We start from the raw sequence: 15,294 nt of genomic DNA, 5'->3' as shown, positions 1-15,294 counted from the left end.
CTCCGCCGATCGGCCCACGTCGCCGATTGGCCCACATTTCCCGCGATCCAGTGGCCCGGGCCACAGGGCCAATCCCCGGATAGGCTCACCGCCCATGAGCGCTGACCAGACCACCCGGCACACCATCGACTTCTACTTCGACCCCATCTGCCCGTTCGCCTGGATCACCTCCCGGTGGATCCTGGAGGTCGAGCAGCAGCGGGAGGTCGACCTGCGGTTCCGGGTGATGAGCCTCTCCGTCCTCAACGAGGGCCGGGAGAACCTGCCCGAGCAGTACCGGGAGCTGCTGGACCGGGGCTGGGGCCCGGTCCGGGTGTGCATCGCCGCCGCGCAGCAGCACGGCGAGGGCGTGCTGCGCGACCTCTACACCGCGCTGGGCACCCGGATCCACAACGAGGACATCGGCGACTACACCGCGGCGATCACGGCGGCGCTGGCCGATGTGGGCCTGCCCGCGGAGCTGGCGGAGGCGGCCGGCCGGACCGAGTACGACGACGCGCTGCGCAAGAGCCACCACGAGGGCATGGACCCGGTCGGCGAAGAGGTCGGTACGCCCACCATCCACGTCGACGGCGCCGCCTTCTTCGGACCGGTGCTCAGCTCGATCCCGCGCGGCGAGGCCGCACTGCGGGTGTTCGACGGCGTGCGGCTGCTCGCCGGCCACCCGGACTTCTTCGAGCTGAAGCGCACCCGTACCGGAGGGCTCGACTTCAGCTAGCCGACGGCTCCGGCTGTCGCTCGTTCCGGCGTGCCCCCGAGGCTTCGACCGGCCCGCAGCCTCCGCCGACGGGCCGGGGCGGCGCGGCCGCGTGCCGACTCAGGTGGCGCACCACCACAGGAAGCGGGCAGTGCAGGTGGGCCGTGGTTCCGGACGGGGCTCGGTGCGCTGCGACGACGAGGGGGCGGGGGCCGGCGCGGCGGAGGTCCGGGGCGGCGGGGTCGCGTCGGGCGCCGTTCCGGATCCGGTGGAGCTGCGCGTGGTCGTGGCAGCACCCGGCTCGTCGGGGGCGCTGCTCCGCCGCTTCCGGGCGGCGTCGTCGGAGTTCCGGTCGCCCTCGCTCCGGTCGCCGTCCTCGGCTCCGTCGCGGGGGCTCCGGGAGGCCGAGGGGCCGCCGCTCGACGCGCCCTTGCGGCTCGCGGGAGATGCGCTGAGGGAGCCCGTGGACGCGCCCGGGTCCCGGTCGGCCGTGGGCCGTTCCGACCGGACCGCGGCGGATCCGTCCTCCCACGGCGCCCGGAACGTGCCCTCGGTGGCGACCTCCGCCACGGTCAGCGCACCCAGGACGACCCCGAGCACCGCGGCGGCGACGACGACCCGGCGCCCCCGGCCACGACGGCCGCGCCGGCCGCGGCTCGGGCGGGCGCGCGGGCCTCGGTGACCGCTCCCGGCCTCGTGTTCCCGGGCGGCGAGCCGTTCCCGGGCGGCGAGCCGTTCGGCGCGGCGCCCGGTGGGGGCCGCGGGGGTACCGCCGGCCTGCTCCCCGGACAAGGTCGTCCCGGCCCGCGGCGCGGGGTCCCCGATGGGCGCGCCGCATCCCGGGCAGGACAGGGCGCCGTTGAGGTGCCGTCGGCACAGAGAGCAGTAATCCATGGCGCCCGCAGGTTATGTGCCGTCCGGTAACGATTGAAGCGGCCTCCTGTGAGGATTCCGTGTCGACCGGCGTGCCGGGGTGACGCATGCACCGCGGTATACGGGAAACGGGCACGGATCCGGACCGATGCGCTGAGAGGTACCCGGTTCGGGCGCGGGGAACGGTCGCGCGGAGGCGGGCGCAGGGGGACGCGGGGCCGGACGCCGGGACCTTCCCCGACCCGGGTCCTTCCCCGACCCGGGTCCTTCCCCGACCCGGGTCCTTCTCCGGACGGGCTCCCCCGGACGCCGGGCTCTTCCCCGGACGCCGGGCCCTTCCCCGAACCCAGGCCTTCCCCGAACCCGGGCCCGGGGCCCTTCCCCCGCCCCGGACACGGGACCGTTCACCGAGCCGTCCACCCGGGCACGGTCACGGCCCCGCCAGTTCACCCCGGAGCCGGCGGGCGCGCAGCACCATTTCCAGTTCGAAGCGGCGGTCCGGGTCGTCCACGTCGTCGCCCCACAGCTCCCTGATCTGCCGCAGCCGGTAGCGGACGGTCTGCGGGTGCACCCCCAGCCGGGCCGCCACCTCCGGCGCGCCGCCGCGGGTCTCCAGCCAGGCCAGCAGGGTCTCCGCCAGGCGCCGCCCGTGCGCCGGGCCGCAGGCGGCGAGCGGTGCCAGCCGGCGGCGCGACAGGTCGTCGATCAGTTCCTCCGGCGGCAGCAGCACCAGCGCCTCGGTGTGTTCGGTGCACTGCAGCACCTGCCCGGCGGGGAGCAGGCCGCGCTCCATCAGCCGGACCGCGGTCCCGGCCCAGCGCAGCGACTTGGCGGCCTCCACCGGCGGCACCGGGGGGCCGATCGCGCCCGACCAGCCCCGCATCGCGCGGCGCAGCAGTTCGCCCCGCCCGGCGACGTCCGGTTCGGGCACGACCATGCGCGGCTGTTCGCTCTCCATGTCCAGCAGGACGTCCTGGCCGACGGCGGGCGCGACCGCGTCCCGGGCCGGGCGCAGCAGGACCGCGACGGCGACCCGGGAGGGCAGCGGCCAGCCGATGCGCGCGGCGCGTTCGGTGAGCGCGTCGGTGGGGTCGGTGCGGTGCTCGGCGAACAGCAGGTCCATCAGGCGGCGCTGGAGCCGCAGCCGCTCCCCCGCCTGCCGGGCGAAGGCCTCGGCGTGGCCGCGGACGGACTGGGCGACGAGGCCGTCGAGGTACTCGAAGCCGGATTCGACGAGTTCGTACATGGCGGGCGGGGGGATCTCGGCCTGCTGCCCGATCTCGGCGAGCCGGCGCCAGGCCAGCCGGACGCCGAGGCGGTAGATCGCCTGGAGGGAGTCGAGGCTGCGGCCCTGGAGGAGTTCGCCGCGGCCGAAGGCCTGGAACACCTCGGGGTGGACGGTCGGCCGGCCGCGCCCGGCGGCGAGGTGTTCGACGAAGTGCTCCAGCGCCCGCCGGATCCCGACCAGGGCCATGGGCTCGCCGGACTCGTCGAGCACCAGCGGGAGCCCCGGAAAGGTGCGGCGGATCTCGTCGAGGATGAACTCGGCCAGCTCGGGGGCCTCCTTCATGACGAGGGAGGCGAACTGCCGGACCCGTAATCGCGGGACGTCCTGCCAGGCCGACCGGGGCACGGATCAGGGCCCCGTGCCCGGGGAGCCCGAGGGTGCGTCCGGGAACGAGACGAGCGGCACATTGGGCTGTTCCGGGGTGGCGTTGAGCGCGGTGACGATGCCGACGGCTGCCCCGACGGCGAGGGCGGCGGCGGTCACGCAGGTCAGAGCCGCGGCGAGCAGTCTGTGCATGGGACGACGAGCCTCTCTGCTCGGTGAGGAGAACGTCCGGTGCACCGGCCCCGGTCCGGTGATGGCTCAGTGTGGGAGCAATATTGACACTCCGTCAAGAGTCCCCCTACGGTTCCCGGTTCATAGACCGTCTCCCGGCACACTCCGGACGAGTCGGCTCATCCCCTCCGGGGCGGGGACATCACGGAACGGCCCGGCTCCCGGCGGCTGAACGCGCACGGTCCCGGACCCACCCCCACCTTCCAGGAGTTGCCCGTATGCGCCGTTCCTCGTTGCCTGAGAACCCCCTCGGGAACCCGCCGGGGGAGCCGCCCGGGGGCTCCGGCGGAGATCCCTCCGCCGACCCGGCCGGGCCGGCCGGAAGCCCGTCCGGGAGTCCGCCCGGGTCACCCGGAGAGCGCTCGGGGAGCCCGTCCGGTCCGGGAGGTCCGGGGCGCGGGAGGCCGTGGCCGTCGCTGGCGCTGCTGGGGGCCGGGGTGTTCCTGCTGGTCCTCGCCCCGCTGCTGGCCTGGTACGTGGAGCCGCGCGCGCAGCGGACGCCCGTCGACGTGGACACCACGACGGTCTTCACCGGGCGGGGCAGCTACTTCGACACCGGCTCGCTCGACGAGAAGGACGGCCGGATCACGATCACCCGGCGGGTGCTGGGCGACGTGGCCGCGAGCGAGCGCAGCGGCCGGGCGGTGTGGGACGTGTCGACGGCGATCGACACCCCGGCGACGCTGCCGCTGCGGGACCCGCGGAAGTCGTTGCAGTGGACGACCGAGCGGTGGGTGACCGACCGGCGCACCAATCTGCCGGCGCACTGCTGCGACGAGCGGCCGTCCTTCAGCGGGGAGGCATACCTCAAGTTCCCCTTCAATCTGCAGAAGCGCGGTTACCGCTGGTGGGACAACACGCTCGGGGCGACGGTTCCGCTCCGGTTCGCGGGCACCGCCACCGTCCAGGGGTACCGGGGCTATCGCTTCACCGGGACCGTGAAGCCGACCCGGACGGGCACCCGGCAGGTGCCGGGCCTGCTGGTGGGACGGCCGAAGCAGGGTCAGGTGATGGCCGAGGAGTGGTACGCGAACACCGGCATCGAGCTGGTCGCGGACCGGCGCACCGGCCGGATCATCAACGCGAGCATCGCGCCGCGCAAGACCCTGCGGGCCCCGGGCGCCCGGCGGGACGCGGTCACCCTGCTGCGGAGCGGCCGGCTGGAGTTCACCGAGGCGACCCAGCGGGCGCAGGTGGATCTGGCGTCGGAGGACAGCGGACGGCTCGAACTGCTGGGGCGGACCATGCCGTTGGCGGGGGGCGCGGTGGGCGCCGTCCTGGCCCTGACCGGGGGCGTCCTGCTGGCCCGGGGACGGCCGCGCGGCGCGCGGGGAACGGACCGGGGACGGAGCTGAGGCCGCCCCCCGTCCCCCCCGAGCCCCCGCCCCGGAGCCCTGGCTCCACGGCGGGGGCTCGCTCGTTCCCGGGGCCGGGCCGCCCCACAGCCCCCGCAGGCCCCTTGAGCCCCGCCCGGACGCCTACCGCTCCCCGCGACATCGCACAATGCTGCGCGATGTGATGAGTCGTCAGGTCGATACGGGGCGGAACTTGTCATCCCGGTGAGTAGCCGCACCGAACAGAGGGGCGAAAACTGACCACCCCGCGCCATCCGCCGTCCGTGGTCCCCCGGAACGTCACCCCGCACGGGCGGTGGCAGCGCACCCCGCCCCCATAGGTTCCGCACCCTGAGACGAGTTGGAGCTCGGATGCCCCAGCACGTACCTCCGCAGGCCGCCGCTGCCCCCACCCCCGCGCCGTCCCCCTCCCCCGTCCCCGAGCCGGCGTCCCCGTCCGGGCCGGCGTCCGCGCTCGGGCCGGCGTCCGCGCTCGGGACGACGTCCGCGCTCGGGACGACGTCCGCGCTCGCCCCGGCGCCGCTCGGACCCGCATCCTCGGCGCCGGTGCCGCGGCGGATCGTCTTTCTCGCCCGGCGCGACCTCGGCAACCCGGCGGCGGGCGGCTCCGAGCTGCTCGTGGACCGGCTCGCCGACGGTCTCACCGCCCTGGGCCACCAGGTGACCCTGCTGTGCGGCGGGCCCGCCGCGTACCGCGACTACCGGGTCGTCTCCGCGGGCGGCGACGCGGGCCACTACCTGCGGGCCAAGCGGGCGTTCGCCCGGCAGGTCGGCGACTGCGACCTGCTGGTGGAGGTCTGCAACGGCATGCCGTACCTGGCCCCGCTCTGGCACCGCGGGCCGACGCTGTGCCTGGTCAACCATGTCCACACCGATCTGTGGGACATGCGGTTCCCCGGCCCCGCGGCCCGGCTCGGCCGCAGGCTGGAGCACTGGGCGCTGGCCGGGAGCCACCGCGGAAATCTGCTGGTCGCGGTCTCCGGGTCGACCGCCGCCGCGCTGCGCGCCATCGGGGTGCCCCGGGACCGGATCCGGGTCGTCCACAACGGTGTCGAGGAGCCGGGCCCGCTGCTGCCGAAGGCGCCGGAGCCGGTGTTCCTCGCCATGGGACGGCTCGTCGAGTACAAGCGGATCGACCTGCTGCTGCGGCTGTGGGAGCGGGTCCGGCCGGTCACCGGCGGGCGGCTCGTCATCGTCGGCGACGGGCCCGAACGGCAGCGGCTCGCGGCGATGGCCGGGCCGGACGTGGTGTTCACCGGGCGGGTCTCCGAGGCCGAGAAGCACCGGCTGCTGTGCGAGGCGTGGCTGCTGCTGCACCCGTCGCTGGTCGAGGGCTGGGGGCTGGTCGTCACCGAGGCCGCGGTGCGCGGGACTCCGGCGGTCGGCTTCGACATCCCGGGGCTGCGGGACTCGGTGGAGAACGGCGCCACCGGCCAACTCGTGGACGGCGAGAGCGCGTTCGCCGCCGCCTGGTGCACGCTGGCGCTCAGCGGGGAACGGCGCGCCGCGCTCGGCCGGGCCGCGCTGCTGCGGGCCGCGCGGTACCGCTGGAGCAGTACGGTGCGGCAGTTCCGGGCCGTGGCCGCCGAGGCGTGTCCGGCCTACGGCGCCGCCCGGCCGGACCTCCCGCCCGCCGGCCCGTCGTGGCCGCGTCCCGCCGCCGGCGGAGCCGCCCGCCCGGGGAGGTGACCGGGGTGCGGGAGCTCTCCCTCAAGGACCCCTCGCTCCGCCGGTCCGTCGCCCTCTTCCGGGCGTTCCTGCGCGAGCAGTCCGACCCGGAGCACTGCTACCGGCTGCTCGCCCGGGACGCCGCCGACCAGCTGGAGCGGTACACCCCGCTGGCGGGCCGGGTGGTCGTCGACGTCGGGGGCGGCAGCGGGCACTTCACCGCGGAGTTCCGGCGCCGCGGCGCACGGGGCTTCCTCTTCGAGCCCGACCCGCGGGAGCTGACCGCGCACGGGCCGCGGCCGGAGGGTGCGGTGGTCGCCGACGGCTATCTGCTGCCGCTCGCCGACGGCAGCGCCGATGTGTGCTTCTCCTCCAACGTGCTGGAGCACGTGGCCGATCCGCTGACCTTCCTCAGCGAGCTGGTGCGGGTGACCCGGCCCGGCGGGCTGATCTATGTGTCGTTCACCAACTGGCTCTCCCCGTGGGGCGGTCACGAGACCGCCCCCTGGCACTACCTGGGCGCGGACCGGGCCCGGCGGCGCTACCGGCGGCGGACCGGGCGCACCGCCAAGCACACTCTCGGCGAGAACCTCTTCCCGATCCACATCGGCCCCACCCTGCGGCAGGTGCGCGAGCGCCGGGACGTGAGCGTGGTCGCCGCCCGCTCGCGCTACTGGCCGTTCCTCGCGCACGCCGTCACCCGGGTGCCGGGCCTGCGCGAAATCGCCACCTGGAACCTCCTCCTCATCCTCCGGCGGTCTCCATGACTTCGAGCAGTCTGCTGTCCCACCCGGAACCCCCGTCCCCCGCGGAGCCGGGGGCGCCGCGGCCGGGCGGAGGCGCGGCGGGAGTCCGGCCCGCGCCGGCGCCCGGCCGGCGGCGCCGCGGTCTCCTCTGGTTCTGGGCCGCCGCATTCGTGGCGTTCCTGGTGCCCGCGCCGGGGAAGGTCACCTTCGAGACCAAGCTGGGCGTGGCCCTGGACCCGCTGCGGTTCCTCGGTGAGCTGGGCTCGCTGTGGCAGGACCGGGCGGGCTTCGGCGGCCTCGCCGACCAGTACGTGGGCTACGTCTTCCCCGCCCTGCCGTACTACGCGGCGGCCCGGCTGGCGCACGTCCCGGTGTGGCTGGCCGAACGGCTGTGGCTGTCGCTCGTGGTCACCGCCGCGTTCTGGGGGGCACTGCGGCTGGCCGAACGGCTGGGCGTGGGCACGCCCGCCACCCGGCTGCTGGGCGCCGTCGGGTACGCGCTGTGGCCGACGTTCACCATCGTCATCGGCTCGACCTCGGCCGCCGCCCTGCCCGGGGCGGTGCTGCCGTGGGTGCTGCTGCCGCTGACCGCCGCGGCGGCGAGCCCGCGCACCGCCGCCGCCCGGTCCGCGCTGCTGATCCCGTTCATGGGCGGGGTGAACGCGGCCTCGACGCTCGCCTCGCTGCTGCCCGTCGGGCTGTATCTGCTCAGCCGCCCGGCCGGGCCGCGCAAGCGGGCGCTGATCGCCTGGTGGACGCCGGGGGTGCTGCTCGCCACGGCGTGGTGGGTGGTGCCGCTGCTGCTGCTCGGCGCGTACGGCGAGAACTTCATGCCGTACATCGAGCAGGCGGACACCACGACCGCCACCATGTCCGCGACCGAACTGCTGCGCGGGGCGGGCAACTGGGTCGGCTATCTGCACTTCGGGGAGGCGTGGCTGCCCGCGGGCTGGACCGTGGTCACCGCGGCCGTGGCCGTGCTCTCGTCCGCCGTCGCCGCCGCGCTGGGGCTGGGCGGGCTGGCCCGGCGCGACCTGCCCGAGCGCCGCTGGCTGCTGCTCACCGTGCTCGCGGTCGCGCTCATCGCGCTGGCCGGGTACGGCGGTGCGCTCGGCGGCCCGTTCCACGGCACCGTGCAGAACGTGCTGGACGGCGGGCTGCGGCCGTTCCGCAACATCTACAAGTTCCAGCCCGGACTGGCCCTCGCCCTGGCGCTGGGCCTGGCGCACCTGACGGCGGTGGCCGCCGAACGGCGCGGCACCCGCCCGCTGCCGGGCCGCCGCTTCGTCCCCGCGCTCGCCGCGCTGCTGGTGCTGCCCGGCCTCGCCCTGCCGTACGTCAACGGCAGCATCCTCCAGCCCGGCGCGTTCGACCGGCTGCCGGACCACTGGTCGAAGGCCGCCGCCTGGCTGGAGAAGCACGCCGCCGACGACCGGGCGCTGGTCGTCCCGGCCACCGCGCACGGCCTCTACACCTGGGGCTCCCCCATCGACCAGCCGCTGGACGTGCTCGCCGGGAGCCGCTGGGCGCAGCGGGACTACGTGCCGTTCGGCACCGCCGGGTCGCGGCGCGCCATGGACGCCGTCGAGCAGGCGCTGATGTCCGGCGGACACGTGCCGGGGCTGCGGGACTTCCTGGCACGGGCCGGGCTGCACACCGTGGTCGTCCGCAACGACCTGGACCCGGACCAGATCGGCTACGTGCCGCCGCGGACGGTGAAGCGGACCCTGGAGGCGTCCGGCTACCGCCGGGTCACCGGCTTCGGTCCGCTGCTCACCGGCGGCCGCATCCCCCGCGACACCCCGCTCCAGGTGGCGGGGCTGTTCCCGCGGCAGCAGGCGGTGGAGATCTACGAACCGGACGCGGGCGGCAGCCGGCCCGGTCCGGTCGCCCTGCGCCCGGCGGCGGACACCGCCGTCGTCAGCGGCGGGCCGGAGGCCCTGCTCCAGCTGTCCGCGGACCCGGCGCTGCGGGACCGGCCGGCCGTGCTCACCGGGGACAACCACCCGGGCGTCGGCACCCCGCCGCTCCAGGCCGTCGCCGACGGGCTGCGCCGCGCCGACACCCGCTTCGGGCTCGTCAACTCCGGTACCTCCTATACCTATACCGCCACCGAGCGGAACCACTCCGGCAGCCTCCAGGACCCGGGCGCCGAGCCCCGGCAGATCCTCCCGGTGGACGGGGTCGCACACCAGACGGCGGCCGTGCTGCGCGGGGCCCGCTCGGTGACCGCCTCCAGCAGCGGCAACTGGCTGTTCCACCTGCCGCAGTACGACCCGGTGAACGCCTTCGACGGCAACCCCGACACCGCGTGGGCGGAGGGCAGCCCGGGACGCCCGGCCGGCCAGTGGCTGCGCGTCCGGCTCTCCTCACCCGTCAAGCTGCCGTCCTCGATCCGGGTGACCCCGCTGGCCGGGGACGGGATGCGGGCGGCGCCGACCCGGATCCGGGTGGAGACCGAACGGGGCGGCGTGGAGAGCCCGTTGCAGCCGAACGGCACCGCCCAGACGGTCCGGGTCCCGGTCGGCGTCACCGGCTGGCTGCGCATCCGGATCCTCGCCGCGCAGGAGGCCGGTCCGGGGCTGTCCGGCGCCGGGTTCTCCGAGGTGTCGGTGCCGGGCGTGCAGGTGACCCGGCTGCTGGCGCTGCCGCGGGACGCGGAGCGCGGCGAGGCACCCGCCGAGGTGTTCTCCCTGCACCGGGGCAGCGATGCCGGCGGGCTCTCCCCGGCGTCCTCGGAGGTCGGCCTGCACCGGCAGTTCGGCACCCGGGCCGGCGGCGCGTACCGGGTGACGGCGTCCGCGGTGGCGGTGCCGGGCGACGCGCTCGACGGGCTGCTGGACCGGGTGGCGCCCGGCAAGCGGAAGAGGATCACCGCGACGGCCGACTCCACGAGCCGGACCGGCATCTCGCTCAGCCCCCGCAACCTGGTGGACGGCGACCTCACCACCGCGTGGATCGCGGGCGACCGGCCGGTGATCCACCTGCGCTGGCCGGGGAAGAAGAAGATCAGCGAGATCGTCCTCGCGGCGGCGGGCGGCGTGTCCACCCGGCCGGAGGAGATCCTGATCAGCTCGCCGGACGGGGCGGCGACCGCGGGCGTGGACGCGAACGGCCGGGCGCGCTTCGACCCGATCCGCACCGACCGGCTCGACATCACCGTCAGCCGCACCGCGCCGCTCACCGTCCACAACCCGGTGGCCGACGGGCGGTTGCAGCTCCCGGTGGGGCTGAGCGAGGTGTACGTCCCGGCCCTGGACGACCTGCGGGTGCCGCGGCCGGGGCCGGACGAGACGTTCTCGGTGCCGTGCGGCGAGGGCCCGCCGCTCGCGGTCGACGGCACCCTGCACGCCACCCGGGCCTCCGGCCTGGTGCGTGACCTGACGGAGCGGCGGCCGGTGCGGGTCGAGCTGTGCGCGGGCGAGGCCGAGGACGGAACCCTCGAACTGGCCACCGGGCGGCACCGGGTGGAGGCGGGCGACGCGGGGCCGCTCGCGCTGACCGATGTGACGCTGTCGCGGGGCACGCCGTCGGCGGTGTCCGGGGCGGACCGCCCGGCCGAGGCCGGCGACTGGCACGGCGACCGCCGCACGGTGCGGGTCGGCTCCGGCGCGGCCTCGTACCTCCAGACGTACCAGAACGCCAACGACGGCTGGAAAGCCACCCTGAACGGCAAGGAGCTGACCCCGCTGCGGCTGGACGGCTGGCAGCAGGCGTGGCTGGTCCCGGCGGGCCGGGGCGGCACCGTCACCCTGGAGTACACCCCGGCGCGGCTCTACCGGGCGGGGCTGATCGGCGGGGTGGTGGGCGTGGCGGCCCTGGCGGCGCTGGCGTTCGTCCGCCGGGGGGCGTCGGGCACGCGGCCGGCCGGCAGCGGGCCGACTGCCCTGGCGTTCCTCCGCCGGGGAGCTGCGGGACCGGTGGAGGGGGAACGGCAGGCCGGCGCTGAGGACGAACGGCAGGCCGGTCCGGAACGGGAACAACACGCCGGTCCGGAGGGGGAACGGCACGCCGGTCCGGAGGGGTGGCCGCTGTCGGCCGTGCCCCCACTGGAACCGCAGCCGCTCGTCCCGGCTCCGGGGGTGCTCCTCGGCGTGGTGGCGCTGACCGCTGTGATCGCCGTGATCGCGGGCCCGATGGCCCTGCTTGTGCTCCCGCTGGCGGTGCTGGCCCGGCTGCGGCCGGGTGCGCTGGTGCCGGTCGCCCTGGCGGCGATGTCGGGCGCGGGCATCGCGGCGGCCACGGGGGCGGGCCAACCACCGGCCGCGGACGAGGGTCCGTTCGGCGCCCTTGCCCAGGCCCTGGCGCTGGTGGCGCTGATGGCCGCGGTGGTGACCACGGACCGGCCGGGGCGCGACGGCCTCGTCGGAGTTCAGCCGACTGGGAGCGGGCCGGATACGACGGAGTGGAGCGCTGCGGGGGCGGTCGGGCCGGAGGGGGCCCGCGGTTCGGAGAGTTGGAGCGGTTCGGTAGGTGTGGAGGAGCCGGGTGGCTCGGAGAGTTGGAGCGGTTCGAAAGGTGCGGAGGAGCCGGGTGGCTCGGAGGCACCGGGCGGCTCGGTGGGACCGGACAGGCCGGAGGGGCGCGGGCCGGCCGTGGAACCGGACAGGCGCGCACCGCAACGAGCCGGATCCGGCACCATCCACCCATCCGGCAACACCCGCCCGCACGACAACGGCGACAACGGCGACAACGGCGACAGCGCGGGCGGTTCCCCCGCGGGAGAGGAGACCGGCCGATGACAGCGCTGCCGCACACCCGACGGGCCGGGGCCGGGGCGCCGCCCGTGGCACGGATCCCGTTTCCCACCGTGGATGAGGTGTCCCGGCACTGTGCCCAGGACGAGGAGCCGGAGACGGTGCTCATCGAGGTGCACCTGCCGGGCCGGCCCGAACCCGGGCGGCTGCGCGAGGCGTTCGGGGAGGCGCTGCGCCGCCATCCGCGGATCCTGATGCGTCAGGCACCGGGCCACCGGTTCGCCCGGCGCTACCACTGGGAGCTCACCGGCGACGCCGATGTGGACCCGGTGCACTTCCCGCCGCCGGGCCCCGACGCGCTCGACGAGGCTCGGGCCCGGGCGCTCTCGGTCTGTCCTCCGCTGTCGCTCTCGCCCCCGATCCGGCTCGACGTCATCACCCCCGTGGCCGACGGCGACGGCTGCGTCCTGCTGCTCACCATCAACCACACCGCCCTCGACGGACCCGCCTGTCTGCGGGTCCTGGCCACCGCCGCCGAGCTGTACGGGGGTACGGACAACTCCCCCGCGCCCCCGCCGGTCCGGTCCCCCGGCGCCGGCACTCCCGCCGGAACCGTCGTCCCGGCGGACGCTCCCGGCGGGACGGGCTGGGCGCGGCCCGCGCGGGTCGCCGCGGACGCCCGGACCGCAGGCACCGGGAACGGCCTGCTGCTCACCGAACTCCCGGTCCCGCGGCGGGCTCCGCGCGGGGCCGGCGGCGGCCCCGGGTACACCGTCAACGACCAGCTCCTGGTGTCCACGGCGCTGACGGTGGCCCGCTGGAACCTGCTGCACGGCCGCCCCACCGGACCCGTCCGGATCACCATGCCGGTCGACGACCGGACCCGGGGCGCCCTGATGCCGATCGGCAACGGCACCCGGCTGGTCGATGTGGCGCTCTCCCCGGAGGACCGTGCCGACGAGGAGCTGCTGAGCGCCGAACGGCCGGACCCGGAGGCCGTCGCCCGGCTGCTGCGCCGCACCGCACAACGCACCCGCGCCCTCAAGTCGGTGTCCCGGCCGCCGCTGGGGCGGGGCGCGGCGCTGCTCACCGCCCCCGTGCTGCCGGTCGCCGCCCGCGCGGCGCTGACCCGCCGGCTGCGGCGGGCGGTCGCGCCCTGGACGTCGACCACGCTGGTGAGCAACATCGGCCGGATCCCGTACGCGCTGGACTTCGGCGACGCGGGCCGCGCCCACGCCGTCTGGTTCTCCGCGCCGGCCCGGATGCCGCGCGGGCTGACCGTGACCACGGCCGGCACCGCCGGGCGTCTCCATGTGGCGCTGCGCTGGTCCCGGGCGCTGCTGGACGACGACGCGGCCGCCGCCCTCGCCCGTCTCTTCGCCCAGTCCCTGGAGGTCACGTCGGCGGTCACATCGGAGGCCGCGTCCGAGGCCGCGTCGGAAGCGATGCCGGAGAGGACGTGGGGGGCCACGTCGGAAGCGATACCGGAAGTCCCCTCGGAAGCAACGTCGTCGGAGACCGCACCCGGAGGTGCCGGATGACCGCGCCGGCCGGCAGCCACCCACAGCGGTCCCCCACGGGACGCACCGCGCCCCAGGAACCACGGCCGGGGCTGCGGGACTTCTACGAGAATCCGGCCGTCCCCGTCGCGAGCGGCACCGAACGGGCCTTGCGGCAGGCCCGGATGCTCGCCGCCGCCCTCGGCCCCGTGGGGCCCGGCCGTCCGCCCGCGACCGTGCTGGACATCGGCTGCGGCGACGGCTCGGCCGCCGCCACCGCCGCCCGCGTCCTCGCCGGGCACCGGATCGTCGGCGTCGACTGGTCGCAGGACGCGCTGCGGCGGGCGGCACCCCGGATCCCCCGCGTCGTCCGCGGCGAACTGACCGACGGCGGGCTGCCGTTCGCCTCCGCGGGGGCCGACGCGGTGCTGTTCAGCGAGGTCATCGAGCATCTCGTCGACCCCGATTCCGCCCTGGAGGAGCTGCACCGCGTCCTGCGCCCCGGCGGCCATCTGCTGCTCTCCACGCCCAACCTGGCCGCCTGGTACAACCGGGGGCTGCTGCTGGCCGGGGTGCAGCCGGTGTTCTCCGAGGTGAGCCTGCGCCGGATCCACGGCCGTCCGGGCCGCCAGGTCGTCGGCCATCTGCGGCTGTGCACGGCCCGCGCGCTGACCGGGTTCGTCGCCGCGTCGGGGTTCGAGGTGGTGCGGGTCGCGGGCGCGCCCTTCCACGGGGTGCCACGGCCGCTGCGTCCGCTGGACCGGGCCCTGTGCCGGGTGCCGTCGCTCGCCTCCATCCTGCTCGTGCACGCCCGGCGGGTGTAGCGCGGTGTGGTGGGGGGTGGCCTCCGCGCTGCTGGCGAACGTCCTGTACAGCGGCGGATTCGTGCTGGAGAAACGGGCGTTGGCGGCGTTGCCCCCGCTCCGCGCCGACCGGCCCGCCCGGGTCGTACGGCTGCTCCTGGGCAGCCCGCTGTGGATCGGCGGGTCCGTCGCCCTCGCCCTGGGCTTCGCCGCGCAGCTCGCGGTGTACCGCACGCTGCCGATCGCCGCGGCCCAGGGGCTCTTCGTCTCCGGGCTGGTGCTGCTGCTCCTGCTCTCCTCGCTGGTCCTCGGCGAGCGGCCGACCGGGCGGGAGCGCAAGGGCGTCGCGGCCATCACCCTCGCCCTGCTGATGGTGGTCGGCTCGCTGCCCGGGAGCGCCGAGCCGATCGGCCGCGGGGCGCCCGCCGGGCTGCTGCTGGCGCTGTGCGTGCCCTCGCTCGCCGCGGGCCTCTGGCTCTACGCCTCCGCCGAGCGCCGCGCCCGGCACCGCCACCGGCTGCCCACCACCGGCGTGGAGTACGGGGTGGCCGTGGGCCTGTTGTACGGGGTGAGTTCGCTCGCCGTGAAGGGCGTCTCGGGGCTGCTCGAAGCGGCCGATCCCGCCGGTACGGCACTCGCGCTGCTCCGCTCCCCGTACCCGTATCTGCTGCTGTTCACCGGCGGCACGGGCCTGGTGCTGTCGCAGACCGCGCTGCAACGCTGCCGGGCCTCCCTGATCGTGCCCGTCTGCACCACCGTCACCTGCGTGTTCACCGTGGTCAGCGGCACGTTCGCGTTCGGGGAGCCGCTGCCGCAGGACCCGCCGCGGCTGGTGCTGCGGCTCGGCGGCACCGCCCTCGCAGTCCTCGTCCTGCTGTCCCTGCCCCGGCACGACGCGCCGGAGGGGACGCCCGGGTGGGCCGGCGGTCCGCCGGGCGGGCCCGCTGCCGGGCGTTCCGACGATGCCGGGGGCCGGGCCGTCCCGCCCGGGTGGTCCGACGGCGGGGCGGGCGGGGCGGCGCCCGGGTGGCCCGGTGCCGCGCCGGGCCGGGCGGTCGCGCCCGGGGGCGCACGGGACTCGCCGCTGCGAGAGCCCCCGGCCTGAACCGGCCG

General features: G+C 76.3%; 11 protein-coding genes. 8 read left to right on the top strand and 3 right to left on the bottom strand.

The features are described from left to right. The first annotated feature begins 94 nt into the window (after positions 1-94). Positions 95-718, top strand: coding sequence for a mycothiol-dependent nitroreductase Rv2466c family protein (locus AC3EQ1_RS17870; RefSeq protein WP_432095301.1), 624 nt, complete (start codon positions 95-97; stop codon positions 716-718). A gap of 99 nt (positions 719-817) precedes the next feature. Here AC3EQ1_RS17870 and AC3EQ1_RS17865 read toward each other — a convergent pair whose 3' ends face one another. The 3 genes from AC3EQ1_RS17865 to AC3EQ1_RS17855 form a co-directional block, all read right to left on the bottom strand. Then, a complete protein-coding gene (locus AC3EQ1_RS17865) occupies positions 818-1,591 on the bottom strand; it encodes an SCO2400 family protein (protein ID WP_432095300.1) in 774 nt (257 codons plus the stop codon). Between the two features lie 409 nt (positions 1,592-2,000). Then, a complete protein-coding gene (locus AC3EQ1_RS17860) occupies positions 2,001-3,203 on the bottom strand; it encodes a PucR family transcriptional regulator (RefSeq protein ID WP_432095299.1) in 1,203 nt (400 codons plus the stop codon). A gap of 3 nt (positions 3,204-3,206) precedes the next feature. Continuing rightward, positions 3,207-3,374, bottom strand: a complete 168-nt coding sequence (locus tag AC3EQ1_RS17855) for a hypothetical protein (RefSeq protein ID WP_432095298.1) — start codon at positions 3,372-3,374, stop codon at positions 3,207-3,209. A 455-nt stretch (positions 3,375-3,829) separates the two neighbouring features. On the opposite strand from AC3EQ1_RS17855, the gene pgfA reads away from it, so the two are divergent. The 7 genes from pgfA to AC3EQ1_RS17820 all read left to right on the top strand — a co-directional run bounded on the left by pgfA (position 3,830) and on the right by AC3EQ1_RS17820 (position 15,286). After that, positions 3,830-4,768, top strand: a complete 939-nt coding sequence (gene pgfA / locus AC3EQ1_RS17850; protein WP_432095321.1) for a cell envelope lipid trafficking protein PgfA — start codon at positions 3,830-3,832, stop codon at positions 4,766-4,768. Positions 4,769-5,119: 351 nt separating this feature from the next. Continuing rightward, positions 5,120-6,457, top strand: coding sequence for a glycosyltransferase family 4 protein (locus tag AC3EQ1_RS17845; protein ID WP_432095297.1), 1,338 nt, complete (start codon positions 5,120-5,122; stop codon positions 6,455-6,457). Beyond that, positions 6,454-7,203, top strand: a complete 750-nt coding sequence (locus AC3EQ1_RS17840; protein ID WP_432095296.1) for a class I SAM-dependent methyltransferase — start codon at positions 6,454-6,456, stop codon at positions 7,201-7,203. The genes AC3EQ1_RS17845 and AC3EQ1_RS17840 overlap by 4 nt, the downstream gene beginning before the upstream one ends. Beyond that, entirely contained in the window at positions 7,200-11,924 is a 4,725-nt protein-coding gene (locus AC3EQ1_RS17835) for an alpha-(1->3)-arabinofuranosyltransferase domain-containing protein (RefSeq protein WP_432095295.1), read from the top strand. Before AC3EQ1_RS17840 ends, AC3EQ1_RS17835 begins: the two co-directional genes overlap by 4 nt. Beyond that, positions 11,921-13,420: a condensation protein gene (locus AC3EQ1_RS17830; RefSeq protein WP_432095294.1), complete on the top strand. Its 1,500-nt coding sequence runs from the start codon at positions 11,921-11,923 to the stop codon at positions 13,418-13,420. The genes AC3EQ1_RS17835 and AC3EQ1_RS17830 overlap by 4 nt, the downstream gene beginning before the upstream one ends. Further along, positions 13,417-14,202 carry a class I SAM-dependent methyltransferase gene (locus tag AC3EQ1_RS17825; protein WP_432095293.1) on the top strand — a complete coding sequence of 262 codons (786 nt, stop codon included), beginning with the start codon at positions 13,417-13,419 and terminating at the stop codon, positions 14,200-14,202. Before AC3EQ1_RS17830 ends, AC3EQ1_RS17825 begins: the two co-directional genes overlap by 4 nt. A 16-nt stretch (positions 14,203-14,218) precedes the next feature. Beyond that, complete coding sequence (locus AC3EQ1_RS17820) at positions 14,219-15,286, top strand: hypothetical protein (RefSeq protein WP_432095292.1); 1,068 nt, start codon at positions 14,219-14,221, stop codon at positions 15,284-15,286. The last annotated feature ends 8 nt before the right edge of the window (positions 15,287-15,294 follow it).

This window comes from Streptomyces sp. bgisy100, assembly GCF_057709105.1.
The sequence above is the reverse complement of the archived record's forward strand: the minus strand, read 5'-3'. Positions and strand labels throughout refer to the sequence as shown.

What these genes read in the sequence shown, in the direction of transcription:
- AC3EQ1_RS17870 (WP_432095301.1), top strand. Translation starts at nt 95, where the DNA reads ATGAGCGCTGACCAGACCACCCGGCACACCATCGACTTCTACTTCGAC.
- AC3EQ1_RS17865 (WP_432095300.1), bottom strand. Translation starts at nt 1,591, where the DNA reads ATGGATTACTGCTCTCTGTGCCGACGGCACCTCAACGGCGCCCTGTCC.
- AC3EQ1_RS17855 (WP_432095298.1), bottom strand. Translation starts at nt 3,374, where the DNA reads ATGCACAGACTGCTCGCCGCGGCTCTGACCTGCGTGACCGCCGCCGCC.
- AC3EQ1_RS17845 (WP_432095297.1), top strand. Translation starts at nt 5,120, where the DNA reads ATGCCCCAGCACGTACCTCCGCAGGCCGCCGCTGCCCCCACCCCCGCG.
- AC3EQ1_RS17835 (WP_432095295.1), top strand. Translation starts at nt 7,200, where the DNA reads ATGACTTCGAGCAGTCTGCTGTCCCACCCGGAACCCCCGTCCCCCGCG.
- AC3EQ1_RS17830 (WP_432095294.1), top strand. Translation starts at nt 11,921, where the DNA reads ATGACAGCGCTGCCGCACACCCGACGGGCCGGGGCCGGGGCGCCGCCC.
- AC3EQ1_RS17825 (WP_432095293.1), top strand. Translation starts at nt 13,417, where the DNA reads ATGACCGCGCCGGCCGGCAGCCACCCACAGCGGTCCCCCACGGGACGC.